This is a genomic window from Streptomyces sp. NPDC041191 (assembly GCF_055591945.1).
Genome location: NZ_JBVIZC010000003.1, coordinates 135,457 through 158,827, shown reverse-complemented (window position 1 = coordinate 158,827; position 23,371 = coordinate 135,457). Strand labels below are relative to the sequence as shown.

At 68.6% G+C, this 23,371-nt stretch carries 20 protein-coding genes and 2 pseudogenes; 7 read left to right on the top strand and 15 right to left on the bottom strand.

What is annotated here, in order from left to right:
• Positions 1-11: 11 nt before the first annotated feature.
• The 3 genes from ACZ6AQ_RS06685 to ACZ6AQ_RS06675 all read left to right on the top strand — a co-directional run bounded on the left by ACZ6AQ_RS06685 (position 12) and on the right by ACZ6AQ_RS06675 (position 2,979).
• Positions 12-1,313, top strand: a complete 1,302-nt coding sequence (locus tag ACZ6AQ_RS06685; RefSeq protein WP_468758007.1) for an SPDY domain-containing protein — start codon at positions 12-14, stop codon at positions 1,311-1,313.
• Between the two features lie 407 nt (positions 1,314-1,720).
• Positions 1,721-1,960: a DUF397 domain-containing protein gene (locus ACZ6AQ_RS06680; RefSeq protein WP_468758005.1), complete on the top strand. Its 240-nt coding sequence runs from the start codon at positions 1,721-1,723 to the stop codon at positions 1,958-1,960.
• Positions 1,961-2,139: 179 nt separating this feature from the next.
• Positions 2,140-2,979, top strand: coding sequence for a DUF5753 domain-containing protein (locus ACZ6AQ_RS06675; protein WP_468758004.1), 840 nt, complete (start codon positions 2,140-2,142; stop codon positions 2,977-2,979).
• Positions 2,980-2,997: 18 nt separating this feature from the next.
• Here ACZ6AQ_RS06675 and ACZ6AQ_RS06670 read toward each other — a convergent pair whose 3' ends face one another.
• The 3 genes from ACZ6AQ_RS06670 to ACZ6AQ_RS06660 all read right to left on the bottom strand — a co-directional run bounded on the left by ACZ6AQ_RS06670 (position 2,998) and on the right by ACZ6AQ_RS06660 (position 4,904).
• On the bottom strand, positions 2,998-3,825 hold the full coding sequence (locus ACZ6AQ_RS06670; RefSeq protein ID WP_468758002.1) for an SAM-dependent methyltransferase: 828 nt from the start codon (positions 3,823-3,825) through the stop codon (positions 2,998-3,000).
• 174 nt (positions 3,826-3,999) lie between these two features.
• Positions 4,000-4,326 carry a hypothetical protein gene (locus ACZ6AQ_RS06665; RefSeq protein WP_468758000.1) on the bottom strand — a complete coding sequence of 109 codons (327 nt, stop codon included), beginning with the start codon at positions 4,324-4,326 and terminating at the stop codon, positions 4,000-4,002.
• Positions 4,327-4,637: 311 nt separating this feature from the next.
• Positions 4,638-4,904, bottom strand: coding sequence for a hypothetical protein (locus ACZ6AQ_RS06660; RefSeq protein ID WP_468757999.1), 267 nt, complete (start codon positions 4,902-4,904; stop codon positions 4,638-4,640).
• Positions 4,905-5,783: 879 nt separating this feature from the next.
• Here ACZ6AQ_RS06660 and ACZ6AQ_RS06655 point away from each other — a divergent pair.
• A complete protein-coding gene (locus ACZ6AQ_RS06655) occupies positions 5,784-6,230 on the top strand; it encodes a hypothetical protein (RefSeq protein WP_468757997.1) in 447 nt (148 codons plus the stop codon).
• Between the two features lie 142 nt (positions 6,231-6,372).
• Entirely contained in the window at positions 6,373-7,233 is an 861-nt protein-coding gene (locus ACZ6AQ_RS06650) for an endonuclease/exonuclease/phosphatase family protein (protein ID WP_468757996.1), read from the top strand.
• Positions 7,234-7,334: 101 nt separating this feature from the next.
• Here ACZ6AQ_RS06650 and ACZ6AQ_RS06645 read toward each other — a convergent pair whose 3' ends face one another.
• From ACZ6AQ_RS06645 to ACZ6AQ_RS06605, 9 genes and pseudogenes are all read right to left on the bottom strand, one after another.
• Positions 7,335-7,724 (bottom strand): hypothetical protein, encoded by a 390-nt coding sequence (locus ACZ6AQ_RS06645; protein WP_468757995.1) that lies wholly within the window; start codon positions 7,722-7,724, stop codon positions 7,335-7,337.
• Positions 7,725-8,104: 380 nt separating this feature from the next.
• On the bottom strand, positions 8,105-8,956 hold the full coding sequence (locus ACZ6AQ_RS06640) for a DUF5655 domain-containing protein (protein WP_468757994.1): 852 nt from the start codon (positions 8,954-8,956) through the stop codon (positions 8,105-8,107).
• Positions 8,957-10,345: 1,389 nt separating this feature from the next.
• Positions 10,346-11,407, bottom strand: coding sequence for a hypothetical protein (locus tag ACZ6AQ_RS06635; RefSeq protein WP_468757992.1), 1,062 nt, complete (start codon positions 11,405-11,407; stop codon positions 10,346-10,348).
• Between the two features lie 333 nt (positions 11,408-11,740).
• The gene (locus ACZ6AQ_RS06630; RefSeq protein WP_468757990.1) at positions 11,741-13,765 is read right to left on the bottom strand and encodes a DNA recombination protein RecN; all 2,025 of its coding nucleotides are present in this window, start codon (positions 13,763-13,765) and stop codon (positions 11,741-11,743) included.
• Positions 13,762-14,337 (bottom strand): ABC-three component system middle component 2, encoded by a 576-nt coding sequence (locus ACZ6AQ_RS06625; protein WP_468757988.1) that lies wholly within the window; start codon positions 14,335-14,337, stop codon positions 13,762-13,764. Before ACZ6AQ_RS06625 ends, ACZ6AQ_RS06630 begins: the two co-directional genes overlap by 4 nt.
• Before the next feature lie 47 nt (positions 14,338-14,384).
• Complete coding sequence (locus ACZ6AQ_RS06620) at positions 14,385-15,359, bottom strand: serine/threonine protein kinase (RefSeq protein ID WP_468757987.1); 975 nt, start codon at positions 15,357-15,359, stop codon at positions 14,385-14,387.
• A 103-nt stretch (positions 15,360-15,462) separates the two neighbouring features.
• Positions 15,463-15,710: pseudogene (locus ACZ6AQ_RS06615) on the bottom strand (XdhC family protein); the annotation flags it as partial.
• A gap of 557 nt (positions 15,711-16,267) precedes the next feature.
• On the bottom strand, positions 16,268-17,596 hold the full coding sequence (locus ACZ6AQ_RS06610) for a class I SAM-dependent RNA methyltransferase (protein WP_468758556.1): 1,329 nt from the start codon (positions 17,594-17,596) through the stop codon (positions 16,268-16,270).
• 69 nt (positions 17,597-17,665) lie between these two features.
• Positions 17,666-19,708 (bottom strand): annotated as a pseudogene (locus tag ACZ6AQ_RS06605) (APC family permease); the annotation flags it as partial.
• 234 nt (positions 19,709-19,942) lie between these two features.
• Here ACZ6AQ_RS06605 and ACZ6AQ_RS06600 point away from each other — a divergent pair.
• Together ACZ6AQ_RS06600 and ACZ6AQ_RS06595 are read left to right on the top strand one after the other, a co-directional pair.
• Positions 19,943-20,611 carry a potassium channel family protein gene (locus ACZ6AQ_RS06600; protein ID WP_388694119.1) on the top strand — a complete coding sequence of 223 codons (669 nt, stop codon included), beginning with the start codon at positions 19,943-19,945 and terminating at the stop codon, positions 20,609-20,611.
• Positions 20,611-21,282, top strand: coding sequence for a potassium channel family protein (locus ACZ6AQ_RS06595; RefSeq protein ID WP_388694122.1), 672 nt, complete (start codon positions 20,611-20,613; stop codon positions 21,280-21,282). The genes ACZ6AQ_RS06600 and ACZ6AQ_RS06595 overlap by 1 nt, the downstream gene beginning before the upstream one ends.
• Before the next feature lie 101 nt (positions 21,283-21,383).
• On the opposite strand, the gene ACZ6AQ_RS06590 is transcribed toward ACZ6AQ_RS06595, so the two are convergent.
• From ACZ6AQ_RS06590 to ACZ6AQ_RS06580, 3 genes are all read right to left on the bottom strand, one after another.
• On the bottom strand, positions 21,384-22,115 hold the full coding sequence (locus ACZ6AQ_RS06590) for a DUF3159 domain-containing protein (RefSeq protein ID WP_468757985.1): 732 nt from the start codon (positions 22,113-22,115) through the stop codon (positions 21,384-21,386).
• 3 nt (positions 22,116-22,118) lie between these two features.
• Positions 22,119-22,517 carry an OB-fold nucleic acid binding domain-containing protein gene (locus ACZ6AQ_RS06585; RefSeq protein ID WP_388694127.1) on the bottom strand — a complete coding sequence of 133 codons (399 nt, stop codon included), beginning with the start codon at positions 22,515-22,517 and terminating at the stop codon, positions 22,119-22,121.
• 114 nt (positions 22,518-22,631) lie between these two features.
• Positions 22,632-23,318: a response regulator gene (locus ACZ6AQ_RS06580; RefSeq protein WP_468757983.1), complete on the bottom strand. Its 687-nt coding sequence runs from the start codon at positions 23,316-23,318 to the stop codon at positions 22,632-22,634.
• Positions 23,319-23,371 lie beyond the last annotated feature (53 nt).

Here is a 23,371-nt window from a genome sequence, read left to right as displayed (position 1 = left end):
AAGGCTTCCTGTTGCCCTACGCTCCCGCCGACGCGCACGTCCGCTTCGCTCTCCACCCCGACCACCACCCCGGCGTCGTCGCCACCACCACCGGGCCGACCGCCGACGCCGCCCGCTCCCACCTGCACGACGCCGGCTTCCGCAGCACCGGACCGGACACCATGGTCCTGGCCCGCATCGACCGCGAAGAGCCCTTCTACACCGGCAAGACCGCCGACCTCCTCAAGGGCTACGGGTTCACCGTCGAGATCGAGCCCTCCCTCCAGAAGGAGATCGACACCGAGTGGACCTGGGGCACCTACCCCATGCCCTGGTGCACCCGCGAGGAGATCCGCGAGATCAGCGCCGCCGCCCAGCGCATCCACGACGACATCGCCGAGGGCCGCCTGGTCATCCACGCCCACGCCCACGACGGCCACACCACCGTCGCCGTCGGCACCTACACCACCGGCGTCCACCGCCACGTCCACCTCCACGGCGAGAACCACCTCCGGCAGGAGACCGACATCAGGTTCGGCAGCGAGACCGAAGCCGTCGCCGAGTTCCACCGGCTCTACTCCGTCGCCGTCCGCCCCGGACCCGCCCCGCTCACCGGCCTCGAACACGCCGTCCGCCGCGCCCTCGGCGCCGGCCCCCAGCCGCCGCAGCGCCAGGAGGAAACCGTCGACATCCCGGCGCCGCCCACGGCCGGGCCCGGCGAGCACGAGGAGTTCCTGGACGCGTTCCTCGACGCTTCCCCCTCGTGGGAGAAGTACCGGACCTGGAGCGACGAGACGACCGTCGTCTCCCACGAGTCCCTGACCGTCCGGGCGGTGTTCGACCACGAGGCCCGCCACCGCACCGACACCGCCTGGACGATCGCCGAGTACGACGGCCCCGTCGGCCAGCGCCTCTGGCACGCCACCCTCACCGCCACCACCCCCGTCCCCCTGATCCGCGCCCTCCTGCAACACCTCGACAACCCGCCGTCCACGTACGTCCCGGAGCCGTACGAGGCGCTGCGGGACGCCGGCTGGCACCCTGCGAGCCACCCTGCCCGTACCACCTGGCACGCCCCGGACCGCACCCTCACCGTCGAGCATGTCCCTCACGCCCAGGACGACCGGTGGACCCTGTACGGAGGCGACGACCTCAACCGGTCGGCCTGGTCCATCCGTCTCTCCGCCGCCGCCCCGCACGACCTCCTCGCCCAGCTCACCGCCGAAGCCGCCGACCTCGTCCCGCCCCGCCCCCGGGCTTCCGCCCCCGCAGCACCGCGGACGGCATCCGCCCTGGCGCTTCCCCCACCCGTTCACAGGTCCCGGTACCGCTGAACCGGCCACCCTTACCGGGCGGCACGGCGGTCGCGATCCCGAACGGCAGCGGTCCGCACGTACTTGGTGCGTGCGGACCGCTGTCCAGCCATAGGCAAAACAGGCAACTTTAGCGAACCTGCCTAGCCTCCGTTCCGGGTTTTAATAAATCAACAGCAACACTGGCCATATCCAGCCATTCACGAACTACCTTCACACCCTTAAATATGATTATCTTACGTATTCTTTCAATGCCGCTGAGAACACCCTTGCGAGGGACAGCGGCACGCCCTGGAGAGGGTCTAGCATCTCGTCCGTTCTCACCGACCCGTGAAATTTTCACGTCGTCGTGAAAGTGAGGAGCCCACCTCAACCGCTGAAGCGGCAAGTGGGCATGTCAATGCTGGCCCGAGGACGAGAGAGAGGCAATGAAAGTGCAGGAACTCCACAACGGCATGGCCGCCGGGACGCTGATCGGGGCTCAGTGGGTCAAGGCGAGCGCGAGCGACGGAAGGGATGACTGCGTCGAGCTTGCACAGGTTGGTGAAAGCGTCGCGCTGCGCAACTCCCGGTACCCCGACGGGCCGGCCTTGATCTTCACGAAATCCGAGATCGCCGCATTCGTCGACGGTTCCTCGAAGGGCGAGTTCAACGTCATGATTGTCTGAATCCCTTGGCCACGGCTTGCGGGTCGGCGCTGGGGACGGACATGCTCTGATTAGATGGGCGGCGAGGTGCCGCCCGTGTTCAGGGAGTTGAATTGTCCCCTCATCTCGCCCTGCTGCCGGAGCCCGAAGGGGAAAGGCCGCGGCGGTCCGTTCATCCTCTGGAGCGGGCCGTCGCGGACATGCTCGTGCAGTACCGCAAAGGCCAGCCCCAGGGCGAGGTCGTGCTCGCGGTTCCGGAGGTCGGCTCGGTCCCGACGCTGAGCCGTTACGAGAACAACAAAGTGGAGTTGAAACCTGAGAAGGTCGAGGCCCTGCTTACGTACTACGACGCCCCGCAGAAGGACATCGAAGAGGCACTGGACTGCCTGGCCCGGGCGAAGCAGACCCCGGGCTGGGCGCCGCCGGCTGACACCTCCGAGGCGTTTCGCGCGCTGTTCGCGATGGAGTCACGCGCCAAGATCATCCGGGTCTATCACGAGGCCAGCATCCCCGGCATGCTGCAGACCCGCGCGTATGCCCGGTCACTCATGGAGGAGTTCAACCGGACGCCGCGCGAGGAGAGCCTGCGGCACAGGCAGCAGACGGACCTGGACGAGCGTCTGGAGTTCCGGATGCGGCGCCAGGCGCTGCTCGAAGGTGACCGTGGCGTCATCTACGAGGCTCTCATCGCCGAGGCTGCTCTCCTCACCCAGCGGGGTGGCCCCGCCGCGCAGAGGGAGCAGCTGCGGCACCTCTACAACGTGGCGGAGAACAAGCCCCGCACGCATCTGCGGGTTCTTCCCGGCTCGTCGGCCCGGGCGGGTTCAGCTCTGCACAACGCCATGACCCTGATCAAGCCCTATGACGAGGACAGGGGCCGGGCCGTCTACCTGGAGAACCGGAACCGGGGCGGCGAGCTGATCCTGGAGGGCCCCGAGCTGGAGGCGTACGTCCAGTCGCTGGACGAACTGTGGCTGGATGTGGGCAGCAAGGAAGAAACGCTGGAGCTGATCCAGAAGCACATCGACCTGATCGGCTGAAGCCGGCACGCAGCGGCTTTACTTGATGAGGGCGACCCCTCCGTACTCGATCCACTCGCTGTTTTCGCCCTGACGGGGGCCGAGGTCTCCGTCAGGGCGCCAGGTGGAGACCTCCACCGGTTCCTGCCTGTCCACTTCAAGCAGTTCGAGCCCTTCGAAGAAGCGCTTCACCTCATCCGTCGAGCGGACTTCGCCCCACTGCCCTTCGGTGATCTCGTCCATGAAGCCGGTGATCCTGGCGCGCAGTTCGGGGTCGTCGCTGGCGAGCTGGGAGATGACCATGTAGCTGCCGGCGGGCAGCCGCTGGGCAACACGGCGGACCAGGCCCCAGGGGTCATCGGCTTCCGGGATGCAGTGCAGGACGGAGACGAACAGCGCCGCGACGGGCTGGTCCCCCCGCAGGAGCCTGGTGACCTCGGGGGAATCGAAGATCCGGTCCGTCTCGCGCATGTCGATTTCGAGTATGGCGGTCGTGGACGGGTCCTCGGCCAGGCTCACTCTCCCGTGAGCGGCCACCACGGGATCGTTGTCGATGTAGACGACCTTGCATGACGGGTCGACCGCCTGGGCGACTTCGTGCACGTTCGGGCGGGTCGGCAGACCGGAACCGTGGTCGAGGAACCGGCGGACCCCTCGCTCCTCGGCGAGATAGCGGACAGCTCGGACGAGCCACGCCCTGTTGACCAGCGCTAGCTCTCTGGTGGACGGTGCCATTCGCAGTAATTCGACGCAGGCGTCCCGGTCTACCTGGTAATTGTCCGTTCCGCCGAGAAGATGATCATACATTCTCGCGACGCTGGGTTTACTGGAATCGAAAATGGGAGGCTCCCTACGCTGCGGCCACACGCCTCCCCGCGAGTGCGTGGGCCCTTCCAAGGCAGGGATCACATGCTATGCAGGTGACTTGCGCCAGGGCTACCCCGCCCACACCTTCGAGCGAGGCACGTTCGGAGCAAATCTGCCGCCGGGATGCCGTGAAATGCTCCGGCGTACGCCGTCGAGCGCCAGTCCGCATTCGACTCAGGCATATGCCCCGCCTTCTCGGGGCCGGGGCGCCTTCATGAGCGCGGTACGTCGCAGCAGTTCGAAGGCGTCGGACGACAGGCCCATGGCGCGCCCGCCGGCGGCGGCAGAGCACCCGAGCCGGTGCCGCAGAACCAGGGCGTCCGCCTCGGTGGCACGGAAGTTCTCGTACAGGAACCGAACGGATCGTGTTCGATAAGGCGCCAGAGCGCCTGTCAGCAGGTTCCAGGCGTACCTGGACGGCGAGGCGCTGCTCAGAGCGGCCGGCCACCGGGCCCCCAGCTCCTCCAGGACGGATCGCGCCAGGTCCTGGCCGACAGACACGTCACCTGTGACGACTGCGGCAAACCGGGAGTAAACCGGCCAGTGCTCACGGCAGAAGGCGGCGTAGGAGGTCTCGGCGGAACGCCGCCTCAGGGACTCGCCGACGGCGTTACGCCGCGCCCGGCTGTCGTTTTCACCGCGCGTCTGCGGCGTTGAACGGAGTGGGTGCCGCCGCACGTTCGTCACCTCGTTTCACGGCGGCCCGCAACACCGCGGCGGACGAAGCCTGATGGTGTTGCGGGCCCTGTGGAGTTCCCGGATGCGCTCAGGGGGCCGGCCGCCGCGCGAGCGGGCGCGGCGGCCGGCACAGGTCAGCGGAAGCGGCGGATCTTGAAGAGCACCAGACAGCTGGGGTCGGTGCAGAAGGCGAGCGCAACGGCGAGGACGGTCTCGGCCGGCACCAGCTCCGGCCTGACCGTGGATACGACGGTCACGCCGGCCGTAAGCACAGAGCCGAGGCGAAGCTGCAGCAGAACAACGCCCTCCGTGCCGGTTTGCAGAGCGTGCGAGAACGGAATGCTAACCTCTGGCATCGCCGAAAGAATGCGCGCGAGCTTTCGGCGGAAGTGCTGGGCCATCTTCTCTCCTTGGGTCGAGTACAGGTCCGGCACGGCCAAGGGGGGTCCCGTGGGCGACCGCAAATCAATCCCGGGGCCCCTTTTCCGTGCCTGTTCGGACACTAGCCGCCACTCCTCGCCGGCGCAGTTCCCCGATATCCGTGAAAGCGGAGTACGGAACTCCTCATGCCGGGGCTGCCACCGCCTCATCCGAACCGCATTACGGCGCGGGGGCCGCCAGGACGAACACGGCCAGAAGAATTCGAGCAAATCCGGTCGGAAAATCTGCACGCCCCCCTGAAAGCCTGGTTACGCCACCCCGACGAAGGCCACTCTTTGGAGTGAATTGCGATCAGAGTGCAGGCACACCGGCCGGCGCCTGCGAACTCGTACGACGGGGGACAACCGCAGGACCCGTCAGTGCCCTTCCCCGGGCGCCGCAGCAGGGCGAGGCCGAACCGCACTACCGTGAGCCGGCACGACGGTGCTGATCATCGGAGGGCACGGATGCCTGAGGACCGAACTGGTGCACCGGGAAAGCTCGCAGGCCGCGCGACAGCCCCGCCGTTCCACCAACTCCCCAGCAGCACTCCCGGACCTCCGAGGAGATCGGTACGTCGAGGTCGCTGCGGCATCCAGCGCGAAGACCTGCCGCGCGAAGGCTGCCGCGCTACCCTGGGCCGGTCGTTCGGCTGCGCGGACCTTCGCAGGCGGCAAGGGACCCGACAGCGTCGCTTGAGGAGGGGACCCCATGAAGCAGTTCGCGTTTTCAAGGCCGTCCGCGGCCGAGCGGGATGCCGGCGCTGGCGGCGCACGTTACGTGCCCCGCCCGGAGTGGACGATGAGCTGCTGCCGTTCGCGTACGGTCGCCGTGCCTCCCCGAGGCGGTGCTCCCCGCTGATGGTCGGCTGGAGCGTGTTTCTCGCCCTCGTGGTGTCGGTCGGCGGCCTGATCGCGTGGGGCTTCGCCCGCAGCGTGGTCCGGGGAGCCGTGCAGGCCGGCCAGGAGCAGGTCCGCCGAGACCTGATCGCTCTCGGCCAGAACCGCTCCGTGGTCGAGGAGCTGTCTCTCCGGACCGGCGAGGCGGCCGTGGCTTTCGCGGCGCCCGGCGCCGATGGCCGCGAGTACATGATCGGCTGGCTGTGGTGGCGCGCGGAACTCGCTCCCGAGGGGTCGGTCCGGCACACCACGGGGTGGGCGCTGACCTACCGGCGGGCACGCCGGGCCGCCGGCCTCCCCATGTCCATGCGGGCGCGCACCCCTGAGTTCGTCATCGCGCGGACGCCCGTCGATGCAACGCCGGCAGGCAAGAACTGTCCGGATGCGATGCACCAAGATCGGCAGTAGGGGTCCCGCGCGAGGCCAAGGGGTTTCTCGGCCAGCTGCCTGCGATACACGGCTGGAACCCGCCTTTGGCACACCTGCTCGCGCGGAGCGGAGTAGGGTCGCGCCGCGGTCTTGGGGCTGCCGTTCACGGCCAGGAGGAGCAATGGAACTGCGGATCGTCGTCCAGAACCTAGGGCTCGGAGGGCTGCGTAACAGTAGCGGCGATCCGGAGGACCGGTGGCCGGCCCTCGCCGAGCGGATCCTGAGCGCCGGCCGTCCGGACCTGGTCTGTCTCCAAGAGGCCCAGGGGTGGGGTGATTTCGGGCACCGGCAACTCGCTCGGGCCGCGAATGACCTGGACATGGACCCGCTGCCGCTCCCGCCGTCCAGCTCGGGCATCATGCCGGCGCTGTTCTACCGCCGTGAGACGCTCGGCCGCTGGACGCACTGGAACACCGACTTCGCCGGCCAGACCCTGCACGGCTTCGGCGTCGCCGTCTTCGACGTGGGCCTGCCCGCCCCGCTCGCCGTCATCAGCGCCCATCTGGACCCGTTCGTCCCGGACCGGGCCCGGCACGAGGCCAAGCTGCTGGCGACCCGGGCCCTGCGGTACGGGCCGTACGGCATCGTCGCCGGCGACATCAACTACCCACCGGCCAGCCCGGACCACCCGGCGCCGGACTACGCCGAGATGCGCCCGTACAACCGCTCCGCCCGCACAAGACTCCCCTCCGAGTCTGACGGCCGGATCACGCCGGAACGCCGGGTCGCCGAGACCCTGTCGTACACCGGGTTCGTCGACGCGGCCTGGGAGCTGTACGAGCGGACCGGCGACGAGAAACTGCTCCGCCGCACGTGCGCCGAGGAGCGCATCGACCAGCTGTGGGCGTCGGCGCCGCTGCGCGACGCGATCACCGACTACCAGCTGCTCGACTCCCCGCCCGGAGCGTCCGACCACCATGGCCTCGCCGTGACGCTCGACCTCGCTCTCGCGTCCACCGAGAACGTCTGGGAGTACCGGTAAAACCAGGTTCCGCAAGGGCATGCCGCAGCGCAGACGGGCCCCTCGAAGCGATCGAGGGGCCCGCCTGCGCTACTGGTAGACCTGCACTTCAAGCATGCCGGTCAGATCTGCAGGATCAGCGTCTCGACCTGGTCGAGCGACGTCACACCGGCCCGGGCCGCGTCCCGCGCCTTCGACAGCTTCTCCATCCACTCGATCCGCTGATCGGCCGGCAGCGAATCCTCTCCGACCTGGACCCGCAGACGGCGCGCCTCCTCGAAGTCCGTCATCAGCGTGTGGGCGGAGTCCATGGCCCGCTGGTAACTCCCCTCGACAAGCTCGACCCGGGCGGGCAGCTGCTGCCGCAGGGCGGCCAGCTGGTCGCGGGGGTCGACCGGCACCTCCTCGCGCGAGGTGCCGCCGTTGCCGGTACCCGCACTGTTCTCGGCGCCCGTGGAGGTGCCGGTGTCCGCTCCGGCCGGGGCCGGGCGGCCCAGTTCCACGGGGAACATCTCGTCGAACCACGCCTTGTCGGCGACGAAGGCGGTGGGCCGGACGGGGGTCCGAAGACCTTGCCGCCCAGGGGTTGCTGTAGAAGAGGGACGAGCCCTGCAGGACGTCGGAGGCTCCTGCCCAGCCGGTGTTCTCGGCGTGCGCCTGTTCCCAGCAGAAGTCCACGGCCGCAGGGCCGGTGCGAGTGAACCAGTAGAGGCTGGCGGCAGTCAGCAGGTTCTAAGCGGCGCAACATAGCGCGGGATCGCCGGTTAGCCAAACCGGCGATCCCGCGCACCATTGATAGTCCACCGCCACGCCCTGCCCACCTATCGAAAGGCATCTCCCGACGACCACAGAGCAACCGCGAATCGAACACGTCCCGCAGAGCAGCTTGCGATCACGCAGCCGCGTAGCTCGCGCGGAACAGATCCTGCGCCCGCTCCACGTCCTTCGGCGTACGGAGCTGCACCTCCAGGTCGCCCGTCCCGTGGTGACCGAGACCGGAGACGTCCCGGGTGAAGCCCGGTACGAGGTCGATCTCCTTCGGGTCGACCTTCAGGTAGACCAGGAGCTTGCTGCGCTGCGGCGGGCAGACACACGCGAAGTTCCGCAGCCGCTGGTAGGCCCGGTACATCTTGCGCTCGACACGGTTCACCCCGTCCCCGAGCCCGAGCAGCGCTTCGTCGACCGCGCTCGCCAACTCCACCATCGCCGCGCACTGGGCCTCGGCAACCGCCCTGGAGGCCGTCTGGCGGCGCGCCCGGCGGGCTACCGGCATGCCGCCGCTGACGGATGCCACGGTCTCAAGGCCGAGCAGGTCGCTGCCGAAGAGCCGGTAGCGCACCAGGTCGATCGAGCGCCGGTGCTCGCGGACAGCGTGCACGTCGTAGCGGGTGAAGTCGCCTGCGATGCAGATCAGCCGCGGACCGCTCCACAGCACCTGGGACGCGGCCGTCGCCCCGAGCCGGTCGCGGACCAGGTGCTCGAACTCGGCCCGGTGGTCCACCAACCAGCTGAGATAGAACAACCCCTGGTTGATGACGCCGGCGTCGACGCCCCGCTTGTACTCGACGATGACCGGCGATCCGTTCTCATCCAGCCCGAGCGAGTCGATCCGGCCCCCGTGGACCGGCCCCGTGCCGTACTCGCTCGCCAGGAACCGGACTCCCAGCAACGTCTCCATGTGCGTCTCGACGAGACCCTGCAGATCTGCCTCGACCTCGGCAAGACGCGGCATGACCTCGGTCATGCCGCTATTTGTCGTGTCCGTGCGGAACAGCTTCAGCCCCCGACACCTCCCCCTCTTCGACTAGGAGATCTCAACGTCGAGCCGATGCGAGATTGTTTCCGTGAGGGGCTTCGGGGGTGTGAAGATGGTGTGAGAAGCTACGCCCGGACCACCGAGGGACAACTACGTCCCACGGATTCCCAAGGATCGCCAGATCCCACATACGTCCCACAGGATCGCGGGGCGAGCGTCCGGAAGGCTGCGTTTTCGCAGGTCAGCCCCCGTAGCTCAGTGGATAGAGCAGGTGCCTTCTAAGCGCCTACTCTGTCGTACCCAGTCGCCCGCAGGGGTCGATCGCCCTGCGAGGGAACTCAAGGATGGTGAGCAATGCGAACGAGGGAAAGTCACTGCGGACACCCAAAATCACGACTCTCACACTGATGTATTTCGCCAGCAACCCGGACTGCGGGGCTCTAATTTCGGCGGCGCTTCGCAAAATGCGCGATGACCCAAGTGCGCACCCCGAGGCGATATCGTTCCGCCGGGCAGTCAAATAGTTACACCTACGGGTCTACAAACAGAGGGAGCGGGAAACTCCCCCATTACGTCCAGAGGTAGAAGCAAAACCGCTCTGCAGTGGACTTCGCGGGCCGCTCCCAGCCACTCGTGGCGTGAGACGACGATCTGCCGCTCGGAGTGCGCAGGCTCTGGTTCCTGGCAGACCGGCTACAGCGGCGTCGACCTCGGGAGCTGCCTCAGAGCTGGAACCTTCCCTCCGGGGCAACTGCCATCAACCCGGCCGATTGTCAGAGGGGTTAGCTACGATGGTTGCAGTTGTCGAGACCTCGGAAGGCAGGGCGCGTCGATGCAGGGAGTCAGCTATCACGGCGGGACGGCCGCGATCCTATAGGAGCGCCTGGCCGGCGCTCTCCTATGGCGACGCCCGATGGGCGGCGACGTCGTGACCCCGATCCGGCGGTGGGTTGACACCCGCCCTGGCTCTGTGACGGCGCTCTCTCGAAGTTCCGGAGGGCCCCTTGACTACACCCGCTTCTACCTGCGACCACGGCATTTACCACGTTGTCGTCGTCACTCTGACCTCCATGGTCGCTGGGCTCGCCATCGGGATCGGCTCCGCCGCTCTCGGACAGGCTCCGTTCACCGCTGCCGCGTCCGGTGCGGCCGCCCTGGCATTCACGTTTGGTGCGGGTATGAGCATGATTACTTACGTCAGCAGGCACCGGTAGCAAGGTCCTCGCACGGGGCGGCCGGTCGAGGCCGCCCCAAGAGCGCTCCGCCCGAACGGTTCGTCATCATCTGCCATGACGCAGGAACCATCACAGGCACACCACGTTCGCCAACCTTTTGTCCAATCCTCAACATCCGGACACGTTGGAGCCGTGAATCGAGCTACCGTCGGCCCTGATCCGGTACGTCCAGGGCGGGAGATCCGCTGCGCTCAAGCCAGCGGTCGACCCAGGCGGGCACGTTGAGGAGAAGCTGCTGCTGGGCTTCGTAGAACGCCGGGTGGTCCTCCTGGATTCGCGCGAGGCGGTCGCCGCGACGCTGGATGGCCCGGACCTCCAGCACGCCGGGCCGCTCCGCCGCCCCGGCGATGGTCGTGGTGCACTGGTCGTGCCCAGGCGGCAGATGGCAGTTGCAGCGGGCGTCCCGGAGAGTGACTGGCAGGCCCCACCCTGGGGCTGCGAGCAGCGCCATCATCCGCCGGTGGCTGTTGGCACCCTGACCTCCCTCGAACATGGGGTCGATGATCCAGCGTTCGCCGCCACCTTCGTGGTGGCCGACCCAGCCGGTCACGGCCAGAGGAACCCCCAGGGTGCGGATCAGGCCCACTCGGCGCAGCAGCCCGCTGGTCAGCCAGGCCGACACCACAGCGGCCCGGCGTCCCACCCGTAGGTAGGGGCGTTCTGCAGAGTGCGCCCGGTTCGGCTGGTCGCGGTGGCAGAGCGTCATGCCATACGTACTCAACTTCTGGTCCTGGACATCGACCGCATGCAGCCATTCGTCGGGGCTCAAGCCCAGCAGGGTGACGGAGGCGGAGGTGCCCACCAGGCGTAGCACTACCCGTCCGTCCTCAACGCGAGCGCGGGCCCCGGGAATCCCGTGGATTTCGCCGTACTCGTCGACACGCGGCAGCAGGACCTCGGCCAGGTCCAGAGCCTGGGTCTCGTCCCGGTAGCGCCGCATGCCTGGGTCTGCCTCAAACCGGATCAGGAGGCGATCGGAGCGTGGGTCGACGTACTCAATGCCCCACGGATACACGGTGCTGATCCGGCGCCAGACCACTGCGGCCATGACGCCAGCCTCCAGCAGCAGCTGATGGGCGTCGGGCTGGTGAATCAGCGGGGAGCCAGGCATGGTGGCCTCGACCCGACGTCGGGCGGACTGCCAGGACAGCCCAGTGTAGAGGCGCAGCAATTCGGTGCGCCGTTCGATAGGGGATGACTTCATTCTTCGGAGCCCCTCACCACCACGGAGCCGTCCCGACACAGCCCGCGGCAAGGAGTCACGAGAAACATGCGGACCTTGCAGCGGTGCCGGCCGTGTTGGCTTCTCCACAGCGTGCTCCATGTCGGGTCGAGCACAGGGTAGGGGCCCCGCCGGGCCCACCGCTTCGCAGTAGACCACTTCGGATCAGATCCAACCGTCGGCCGACTAGGCAGCGCGCCGCTATGTCACCCGAATACCGCCCCCGCCGACTGTGGCCGGACCGACGCCAGCTGCCACCCTTTGGCGCGGCGCCTTACCTTGCACCTGAATCGAGCGGTTAGCCGGGAACACCTGTCAGAGATTGGCCTCCACCTCTTCATCCGTAATGGTTTCGTCCTCGATCAGTCCGTACGGCGGGCGCTCCTCGTTGCGGCTGTAGCGCACCACCACATCGTTCTCCACCAACGGCGGCGGACTGTTGTCGGCGACGATGAGCTGCGCTTGGCTGCCGCGGTCCGCCAGCCAGCGAGAGAGGTGCTGGTAGAAGTCGCTGATCGCCACGGCATCCGCGATCACGGCATCGAGAGTGCCGCCGTGGCCGAGGTTCTTCTGAGGGCTGTCGATCATGAGGAATCCAGGGTGTGCGGCCCCCTCTTCGACGGCGATCTCGAAGACGGCAAGCTGCCAGGCCAGGGTCAGCAGGGTGCGGGCGCCGGACGAGGCTTCCTGGTACGGCTCACCGCGTACGAAGGGGGTGAGGTCGGTCTTGATGAAGGGGGTGCTGACCTTGGGGTAGCGCCAGGCCCGCAGGAGTTCGCCATACCGGCTGCTGATCTTGGCGATGACACGGTCGCGGTCGTGGGAGGCGTCTCCTAGCCGCGCAAGTTCATCCCGGAGACGGGCGATCTCGGTTTCGTGGCGTTCCACGGCGTCGGCCCGTTTGGTGAGTCCATCGCGAAGCTTGACCGCGCTCTCGGCCTGTTCGAGTTGGCGCAGGACCTGCTCGCGCCTTCGGTGGAGGTCGTCGCGGGCAGCGAGGAATGGTGAGACGGAGGGGGACGTCGCGGCGTCCAACGCGGCGGCGGCTTCCTCCTCCCGCAGAGCCGCATCTTCGGCCTGGACCTTGAGCGGGGCGAGCGAGGCACCGAGTTCGTCGATGTAGCTGCTGATCTCCCTGAGGCGGGCCTTGGTGGACCGGGTCTCCGCCTTGACGTCCACACGGCTGTCCCCGGCCTGGCTGCCGGCATCGGCAGTGCCCAGGACCAAGGCCCCCTCTTGTGCGCTCAGTTCGTGACGGCACAGGCTACAGCGTCCGTTGTCCGCGGTGGGGGCGGCCGAGAGCCGGTTCAGGCAGGCGGGGCAGGTGGTGACGCTCAAAGGGTCGAAGAGTTGCTGCGCCTCGCCGAGCATGCCGAGCTTGAGGAGATCATCCGCGTACTGGGCCCGCAGGGGCATCAGGCGTTGGAGCTGAGTTTCGCAGTCCCGCAGGACCGCTGCCGCCCGGCGGGAAATCTCGGCCGCCGCTTTGTGCTGGCTACGCAGCTGGGCCGCGAATTCCGTTCCCGCCTGCGCACGGCGGTCCAACTCTCTCAGCCGGCTCGTAATGTCGGCCAGTTCCCGTTCGTGGACCGCAGGAGTGGAGTCGTTGTTCAGCGCGGTGGGAGCCTGCTCCACGACGAAGGTACGGGCTGCCGCGAGTTCGGCCTTGGCGCGGTTGAGCCGGCCGCCGAGTTCCTGGATGCGCTGGCCGAGCTCGACGGCGCGGTCATCGTGGACCCCGAAGGCGACATCGACGACCTGCCGTAGCTTGTGCTTGCGCATGTAGTCGTTCTCGAACAGGAAGTTCTTGTCCGCGACGCGTTCGTTGGGAAGGAAGGCGAGCCACATCACGTCGCGGAAGCTAAGCGGATCCGTACGGGATTCGCTGTTCCTGGGCGCTTCACGTAGCTGGACGCCTGCGAGCTTGCAGTGGCTCAGCAAGAGGGAAGACAGGCTCTCCTGCGCCCCGGGCGGATCGATGATCCTGCTCTCGGCCCGGGAGACGGTCGTGCTGACGAGCGTTCCGCGGCGGACGAAGGCGACCTTGGAGGGCTCTCCGACCGACCGCTCGATCACATGCGGCTCGCCGGAGAGCTCGACCTCCAGGAGGCACGAACGGACCCTGCGCAGCACTTCCTGGTGGCGGGGGTGCCGCTTCGCGCCGAGCCCGTAGGCGATGAACTCCAGGACCGCTGTTTTGCCGGAGCTGAACGCCCCGGCGATGACGGAGAGGTTCCGCACCCTCTGGTCGGCGGTGAAGTCGACGTCGTAGGACCGCTCCATGCCGACCAGGCGCAGGCGGCGGATGCGGATGCCGGGAAGCGGCTCCATAGTGATCATCCCTCCCAGGACGTTTCCAGCACGGGCCCCGGGCCCAGGATGCTTATGAGGGCAGCAGCGGGTCCATCGGATCCGTCCGGCCTCAGCCACCGAGCGGTCTGCTCGCGCAGTCTCTTGTCGGTGAGTTTGCGGAGCTGGCGGACGACGATGCCGGCGGCGGTGGTGAAGGAGGTGGCGTAGGTGGCGGTGAACCGGCCGCCGAGATCCTGACCAGCCTCGGTGATCGAGTAGGTGAGGGAACCGTCGCGGTTGCGGATGCGGCAGCACCCGTAGGCCACCAGGAGCGCCAGGTCGTGCTGGATCCGTTCGCGTCGGCTTGTGAACCGCTGGGAGGAGGATGCGTAGGCCAGGACCTGCGGGTCGAATCCGGCCAGTCGCAGCAGGCTGGCGTCCCGGCCCTCGGGGGGAACGACGAGGAAGGGGTTCGCGGACAGGAAGTCGTAATACCCGATGCGCTCCAGTGTCGCCCCGTTCGCGTCCTGCGCGGCGACGGCGTCCAGGAGCAACAACAGCTGAGCGAGGCGGAAAGGCACCTCGTCCTCGGGCATCACGACCGGCCGGTCTGCGTGCACGGCATGCTCCTCATCAGTGGTCAGGCGGTACGGGCAGTCGAGACATCTCAGTCGTCGGCGTGACCGCTCGCGATCTGCCGCCAGTGCGTGACCCATCCTGCCCGGCGGTTGTCGACCAGCCGGTGGACCAGACCCCAGCTGTGCGTTACCTCCAAACGCAGCACCGTGGGCAGTTTGTCGTGCTCGGAGCGCACCTCGCGCCAGACCCGGCCGTGCAGAACGGGGAGGGTACCCTCGGCCAAGCACTCGTTGAACTGCATCTCCCACACGCCGTGCAGCGTGGCGTCGGCAGAACTCAGCGCGGCGACCTCGCTCGGCACGCCCTTGTGTGCGACTTCGCGCGCCACCAGGTCGGCGTTGAAAAACTGCCTTTTGGCCGAGTCCAGTTCGACGTGACCGGCCTCGGTCATCTGCCGCACGAACAGGGCAGAGTCGAGCGCGGTCGCCTTGTCCTCCTCCACGTCCAGCACGAGGCGCGTCTGCCCCTGGGCGGGGGCGGCGGGGGCTGTGAAGGGTTCGTAGTAGGCGCGCCGTACGTGGTCGCCTTCGGGGCTCTGCAGCTTCTTCACGAGCGTGGCCTTGTCCCACAGCTCGATGACGAGGCCGTGCGCCTTCTCCTGCCGCTTCTTCCAGCCGTCCCACCAGTTGGCTGCTGGCCCGTCCATGCTGGAGGGGATGCACAGGATCCAGAGCGTGATGGTGTGACCGTTGGCCGCAGCGGCTTTCAGCGCGTTCTTCAGGGAGTCGCGAATCTGGTCCGACTGGCTGGTGGTGGTCTGCGGCATGAAGTACTTGGACTGCCAGACCGTGATGGCGCCCCCGAGGTCACCGGCGAAGGCGTCGATTCCCCAGTCTCCCGGATTCGCGGCGATCATCCGGACGTTCGGATTGGTCGCACCAGCGAGCTGCGCGAGCATCTCCTCGAAGTCGGCCCGCGCCCCGTCCGCGCTTCCGGTCCGCAGCTCGTGCACGCGGAAATTGATGGGCGGAACCCCGGCCCCCACCTGCATGGAGCTGTTCAACCTGCACCCCCATATCCCGCGGGCACCCCGAACGAACCGTATTCAGCGGCCTGTTCCCCCTGCACCACGCACAGTAACGGCCGTCAGCGTACGTGGAGCGGAATCATCCGATCAAGGTGCTTGCGACGGGCAATGTCTCGGCCGCAGCGGAGCGATGGATGGGGCCGGTACGCAGCGACAGCGGCAGCCCGCTTGCCCCATTGGCGTGGGCGATGATCTCGGAGGTGATGGAAACGGCCGTCCCCTCGGGCGCACGGGCCCCCAGACCGAGGTCGATAGAAAAACGCAGTGTGGCCAGCGCAAGCGTTCCTCGTGGGAGCGGCGGGAACCCATCGCGCCGACGTAGCCGACGTAGCCGACGTAGCCGACGTAGCCGACGTAGCCGACGTAGCCGACGTAGCCGACGTAGCCGACGTAGCCGACGTAGCCGACGGGCAGGCTACCCAGGAAGGCCGCACTGCCGTTCGATCAAGGCGACCGCTAGTGCCAAGGTCTCGGCGGCTGCGCTCCGACCTACGTCGAGTAGACCCGAATGGGTACCGTTCGCCGTGGGAGTCCTCTGGGACTTTCCTGGGACTTCCAACCCCATCAACCGGCATGAGCGTGAAACAACCGAAAGACTATTTGCGCAGGTCAGCGATCGAGGACTCCTCACCGCGGCAGGTCACAGCGCTGGCTGATCTCTTCCGGGACATCTGATCTGCACGATCCGGTGGCCCCGCATTGAGCGTCACCAGCCCTCGGCGTCACATCTTCACTCGCAGCTTTGGCGCCACCTGACCAGCCCAATGCGCACCTGACACCCAATCAGAACGAGCGTCAAATGAGCGTCACGAGCGTCATTTCAGCGTCAAGATATCGCCCGTAACGCCCACACCGCACATAATGCGCACGGGCAAAACTGCAGGTCAAGAGCCCTTCGAAGCCGGTTCGAGGATGGCGACACACTCCACATGATGCGTCATCGGAAACAGATCGAACACCCTCAGCGTCCGCACCCGGTACCCCCGCTCCCGGAAGTACCCCAGGTCCCGGGCCAGGGCCGCCGGGTCGCAGGCGACGTAGGCGATGCGGCGGGCGCCCAGGGTCGCCAGGTGGTGGACGGTCTGCTTGCCGGCGCCGGCGCGGGGCGGGTCCAGGACGATGAGGTCCACCTCCGTGATGCCGGTGCGCGGGAGGACCGACTCGACCTTGCCCTGTTCGATGCGGACGCGCGGGAAGTCGGCCAGGTTGTGGCGGGCGTCCTCCACCGCGCGCTTGCCGGACTCGATGCCGAGGACCGCGCCCTGGTCGCCGACCCGGTCGGCGAGGGCGCCCGCGAAGAGGCCGACGCCGCAGTAGAGGTCGAGGGCGGTGTCGCCCTTGCGCGGGAGGAGGCCCTGCATGACGGCCTTCATGAGGGTGTCGGCGGCCTTCGGGTGGATCTGCCAGAAGCCGCCGCTGCCGACGCGGTGGGTGCGGTCGTCGGCGCGCTCGCGGACGAAGGCGCGGCCGTGGACGCGGTGGACCCCGCCGTCCTTCTCGTCCACGCGCATCACGGAGACCGGCTTGTCCAGCTCCACCAGGGGGAGGCGGGCGCCGGGGCGGGGGGTGAGGATGACCTGGCGGTCGTTCGAGCCCGAGGCGGCGATGGCCTCGACCGAGGCCATCCCCTCCCACGTGCGCTTCTCGACGCCCAGCTCCGAGACGCCCTGCGCGGCGATCATGCAGTGGTCGATGACCTCCACGTCGTGGGAGCGGTGCTTGCGCAGGCCCGCGCGGCCCTCGGCGTCGATCGCGTACTGGACGCGGGTGCGCCACTGCGGGACCTCGCCGGCGGGCAGCTTGTCGCCCTCGGCCGGCATGACCGTGCCGTCCCAGCCGGCCTCCTCCGGGGTGAGCCCGGCCAGGCGCTGGAGCTGTTCCGCGACGACCTCGCCCTTCAGGCGGCGCTGGGCACCGGGCTTGGCGTGCTGCCAGTCGCAGCCGCCGCACCTGCCGGGGCCCGCGAAGGGGCAGGGGGCCTCGACCCGGTCCTTGGAGGGCTCCAGGACCGTGACCGCGTCGGCGCGCAGGAAGCGGGAGGTCTCCTCGCCCTCGGTGACGCGGGCGACGACCTTCTCGCCGGGCAGCGCGTGGCGGACGAAGAGGACGCGGCCCTCGTCGGTGCGGGCGATGCAGTGACCGCCGTGGGCGACCGGGCCGACCTCGACCTCGTACTCCTCCCCGACCAGCGACGAAACAGGGGTGTTCTGCATGGTGGGGGGTCTCCAAGGGGAAGCGGGGGTGGGGTGGCGGTGGGGCGGGAGCCCCCCCACCTCCCCGTTCTTCGCGGCCGGTTCCTTGTGCCTCTTCTCCACCGGTCCGCGGCGGACCGAGCCCGGCGCGTTCCACTCCTGCCGCTTCCGGGCCCGCTTCTTCGCGACCTCGGAGGACTGGAGCTGGTACGGGACCGAGGTCACCATGACGCCCGGGGTGAAGAGGAGCCGGCCCTTGAGGCGCAGGGCGCTCTGGTTGTGCAGCAGGTGCTCGTACCAGTGGCCGACGACGTACTCGGGGATGTAGACGGAGACGGCGTCGCGCGGGCTCTCGCGGCGGATGCTCTTCACGTACTCGATCACCGGGCGGGTGATCTCGCGGTACGGCGAGTCGAGGATCTTCAGCGGGACGTCGATGCCGCGCCGCTCCCACTCCTCCTTGAGCGCCTTCGTCTCGGCCGGGTCGACGTTGACGGTCAGCGCCTCGACCTGGTTGGCGTGCACGAGCTTGGCGTAGGCCAGGGCGCGCAGGGTGGGCTTGTGGAGCTTGGAGACGAGGACGATGGAGCGGACCCGGGAGGGGCGCACGTACTCGTCGGGCTTCTCCTCGGCCGCGGCGATCTCCGCCGCCACCGAGTCGTAGTGCTTACGGATCGCGGTCATCGTGCCGTAGAAGATCACCATGCCGAGCAGGGCGACCCAGGCGCCGTGGGTGAACTTGGTGGCGAGGACGACGACGAGGACGAGGCCGGTGAAGAAGGCGCCGAAGGCGTTGATCGCGCGGGAGCGGATCATGTGGCGGCGCTTGGCGGGTTCGCGTTCCGTCGCGAGGTGCCGGTTCCAGTGCCGGACCATGCCGATCTGGCTGAGGGTGAAGGAGACGAAGACGCCGACGATGTACAGCTGGATCAGGCGGGTCGAGTCGGCCCCGTAGATCCAGACGAGGAGGGCGGCGGCGCCGGCGAGGAGCACGATGCCGTTGGAGAAGGTGAGCCGGTCGCCGCGGGTGTGCAGCTGGCGCGGCAGGTAGCGGTCCTGGGCGAGGATCGAGCCGAGGAGCGGGAAGCCGTTGTACGCGGTGTTGGCGGCCAGGAAGAGGACGAGCGCGGTGGCGGCGGCGAGGACGACGAAGAAGAACGTCCCGTCGCCGAAGACGGCGGCCGCGACCTGGGAGATCACCGGGTCCTGGACGTAGCCCTCGCCGACCGGGACGCCGTCGCGGAGCAGGTCGTGGGCGGGCTTCTCGGCCATCCGCACCTGGGTGGCCATGGCCAGGAAGATGATGCCGCAGAACATGGTGACGGCCAGGCCGCCCATGAGGGCGAGGGTGGTGGCGGCGTTCTTCGACTTCGGCTTGCGGAAGGCGGGGACGCCGTTGGAGATGGCCTCGACGCCGGTGAGGGCGGCGCAGCCGGAGGAGAAGGCGCGCAGCAGCAGGAAGACCAGGGCGAAGCCGGCCAGGCCCTGGTGTTCGGCCTTGATCTCGAAGTCCGCGGTGGGGGCCTTCATCGTCTCGTCGAGGACGATCCCCCGGTACGCGCCCCAGACGATCATGAGGAAGACGCCGGCGACGAAGACGTACGTCGGGATGGCGAAGAGGGTGCCCGACTCCTTCACCCCGCGCAGGTTCATCAGGGTGAGCAGCAGGATGACGGCGACCGCGGAGGCGACCTTGTGCTCCACGACGAAGGGGACGGCCGAGCCGAGGTTCTCGATGCCGGAGGCGATGGAGACGGCGACGGTCAGGACGTAGTCGACGAGCAGGGCGCTCGCCACGGTGAGTCCGGCCTTCGGCCCCAGGTTGGTGGTCGCCACCTCGTAGTCGCCGCCGCCGCTGGGGTACGCGTGCACGTTCTGCCGGTAGGAGGCGACGACCGTGAACATCAGGACGACGACCGCGAGCGCGATCCACGGGCTGAAGTGGTAGGCCGACAGACCCGCGACGGAGAGGACGAGGAGGACCTCGCCGGGCGCGTACGCCACCGAGGACAGCGGGTCGGAGGCGAAGACGGGAAGGGCGATCCGCTTCGAGAGGAGGGTCTCTCCGAGCTTGTCGCTGCGCAGGGCCCGCCCGATCAGGATCCGTTTGGGCACGTCGGTCAGTTTGGACACGGAGAGGATCGTAAGCGTTCGAAAAGAGCCAAGTTCACCGCGACCCCCTATCCATACGGAATCTTTTCGTCAAGCACCTCGGATGCGGTCCCGGTCGGCGTTGCCGCATAAGCTCGGACCGGACGACCCGGCAGGGCGTCGTCCGCCGCGGCCCGGGCGGATCGGGCGAGGAAAGTTGTGAGCAGGGTGTTTTCGCAGGTCAGCAAGGCGATCAGGAGTGCGGGGTAAGGGGACGTGCACATCGTCATCATGGGCTGCGGGCGAGTGGGAGCCGCTCTCGCGCAGACCCTCGAACAGCAGGGGCACACGGTCGCGGTCGTGGACCAGGACCCGACGGCGTTCCGCCGCCTGGGGTCGGGTTTCGGCGGTCGTCGCGTCACGGGCGTGGGATTCGACCAGGACACGCTGCGCGAGGCCGGGATCGAGGACGCCGGGGCCTTCGCCGCGGTGAGCAGCGGCGACAACTCGAACATCATCGCGGCGCGGGTCGCGCGCGAGATGTTCGGCATCGAGAACGTGGCGGCGCGGATCTACGACCCGCGCCGCGCCGAGGTGTACCAGCGGCTCGGCATCCCGACGGTCGCGACGGTCCGCTGGACCGCCGACCAGATGCTGCGGCGGCTGCTGCCCTCGGGCGCCGAGCCGCTGTGGACGGACCCGAGCGGCGGGGTGCAGCTCGCCGAGGTGCACACCTCGCCGTCCTGGATCGGTCACAAGATCAGCCGGCTGCAGGACGAGACGGGTGTGCGGGTCGCGTTCCTCACCCGGCTCGGCGAGGCGGTCATCCCCACGTCCCAGACGGTGCTCCAGGAGGGCGACCTGGTGCACGTGATGATGCGTACGGACGAGATCGCGAAGGTCGAGGAGGCCTTCGCCGAGGGTCCTGAGGAGGGCGGTCACTGATGCGTGTCGCTATTGCGGGCGCGGGTGCGGTGGGCCGTTCCATCGCCGGCGAACTGCTGGAGAACGGCCACGAGGTCCTGCTGATCGACAAGGCGCCGACCGCCATCTCGGTGGAGCGGGTGCCGCAGGCGGAGTGGCTGCTCGCCGACGCCTGCGAGATCACCTCCCTGGACGAGGCGGCGCTCCAGCGCTGCAACGTGGTGATCGCGGCGACCGGTGACGACAAGGTGAACCTGGTCGTCTCGCTGCTCGCCAAGACCGAGTACGCCGTGCCCCGGGTGGTCGCCCGGGTGAACAACCCGAAGAATGAGTGGCTGTTCAACGAGGCGTGGGGCGTGGACGTGGCCGTCTCGACCCCGCGGCTGATGTCGGCCCTGGTGGAGGAGGCGGTGAGCGTCGGCGACCTGGTCCGGCTGCTGCGCTTCAGCCACGGCGACGCGAACCTGGTCGAGCTGACGCTCCCGCCGGAGTCGGCGCTCGCCGGCACCTCGGTCGGGGACGTGGACTGGCCGCAGGACACCTCGCTGGTGACGATCATCCGCGGTTCGCGGGTGCTGACGCCGAGCGCCGAGGAGACCCTGGAGGCCGGTGACGAGCTGCTGTTCGTGGCCGCGCAGGCGCGCGAGGAGCAGCTGGAGGACCTGTTGCAGGTCCGCCGCGAGCCTTCCTGACCGGCCGCGGCCGTACGCGTACGGGAGGGCCCGGACCGGCCGGTCCGGGTCCTCCCGTACGTGCCGGGGCTTCCCGCGTGCGGCGGGCGCCGGCGTCCCGGTCAGGCCTCCGGCCGTCCCCCGGCCGCCGCCTCGCGGGCCTTCTCGGCGCGCTCCTCGGCCTCCATCTCGGCGAAGACGTCGATCGGCGCCGGGGCCTTCGCGAGGAAGACCCAGGTGAGGTAGACCGCGAGCAGGAACGGCGGGATCTTCAGGGCGACCGAAACCCAGCCGAACCGGGTCGGGTCGGCCCACCAGTACAGCGGGAAGAGCACCGCGCACTTGCCGAGCAGGATCAGGCCCCAGGCCCAGCTCGCCTTCGTGTACGCCTTCTTGCGGCCGGGGTTGCGGGTGCGCCAGGAGAGGTTCTCCTTGAAGACCGGACCGAGGATCAGGCCGATCAGCGGCACCCCGGCGGCGGCGGTGACGATGTACGCGAGGGCGAGGCCGAGCGTGTACAGCATGCCCGGCAGGTAGAAGTCCTTGGCGTTGCCCGTCATCATCGCGAAGACCACGCCGAAGGCGACGCCGAAGACGCCGCTGAAGGCGTGCTTGACGGTGTCGCGACGGATCAGCCGGACGGCGACGAGGACCAGCGAGACCGCGAGCGCGGCGATCGCGGAGACGTGCAGGTCCTTGTTGACCGTGAAGATCGTGACGAAGAGCAGGCCCGGCAGAATCGTCTCGATCATGCCGCGCAGGCCGCCGAACGCCTCGAACAGCGCGGCCTCGGTGACCTCCTTCGGGGTCCGGTCGTCCTGGTCCGTGCTGGTCGGCTTGTCGAGGGACGTCACCGGCTACTCCTGTCCGAGCGGTCGGAGCTCGTATTTGGGGTTGAAGAGGACCCGTCGGCCGTGGCTCATGGAGACGCGGCCGGAGGCGATCAGCTTGCGGCCCGGCTCGATGCCCACGATGGAGCGGCGGCCGAGCCAGACGACGTCCAGCGGCGCCGTGCCGTCGAAGAGTTCGGCCTCCAGGGCGGGCACGCCCGCCCGGGGACGCAGCGTGACCGTGCGCAAAGTACCAGCCACCATGACCACCTGGCGGTCGGAGCAGTCGCAGATGCGCGTGCACCCCGACGCCTCGGTGTCCTCCTGGAGCTCCTCGGACTCCAGGTCCTCGGGCGAGGAGGAGAGCCGGTCGAGCATCCGGCGGAACCTGCCGGCCGGCTTCTCTGTACGCGGTGCAGCACTCATACAGAAAGCGTACCGGCCGCCGCCGTCACGGGAGGCGGCTCCGGCGCCGTACGGAGGCGGCCCCGGGCGGTCCCCTCCGCACGGTCCGGGACGCCCCTCCGTACGGTGTCCGGTTCACCGTTCGAAGCGGTACCCCATGCCCGGTTCGGTGACGAAGTGCCGGGGGTGGGACGGATCGCTCTCCAGCTTGCGGCGGAGCTGCGCCATGTACACCCGGAGGTAGTTGGTCTCCGTGCCGTACGAAGGTCCCCAGACCTCCTGGAGCAGTTGCTTCTGGCCGACCAGGCGGCCGGCGTTGCGGACGAGGACTTCGAGGAGGTGCCATTCGGTGGGGGTGAGCCGGACGTCCCGCCCGTCGCGGTGGACCTTCTTCGCCGCCAGGTCGACGGTGAAGCCTTCGGCCTCGACCACCGAGGGTCCCTCCCCGGTGCCGCCGACCGGCTCGGCCCGGCGCACGGCCGCCCGCAGCCGGGCGAGCAGCTCGTCCATGCCGAAGGGCTTGGTGACGTAGTCGTCGGCGCCCGCGTCGAGGGCCTCGACCTTCTCGTCGGAGGTCTGCCGGGCCGAGAGGACCAGGATCGGCACCCGGGTCCGGCCGCGCAGTTCCCTGATGACGTCGACGCCGTCCCGGTCGGGCAGGCCGAGGTCGAGGACGACGACGTCCGGGTGCCGGTCGGCGGCGAGGCGGAGGGCGGTGGCGCCGTCGGGCGCGGAGTCGACCTCGTACTTCCGCGCCTTGAGGTTGATCACCAGGGCGCGGACGATCTGCGGCTCGTCGTCGACCACGAGGACCCGGGTCATGGGGGAGGGCCTTTCTTTCGGTTCTTTCGGTTCTTGCGGTTCTCCCGGCCCCC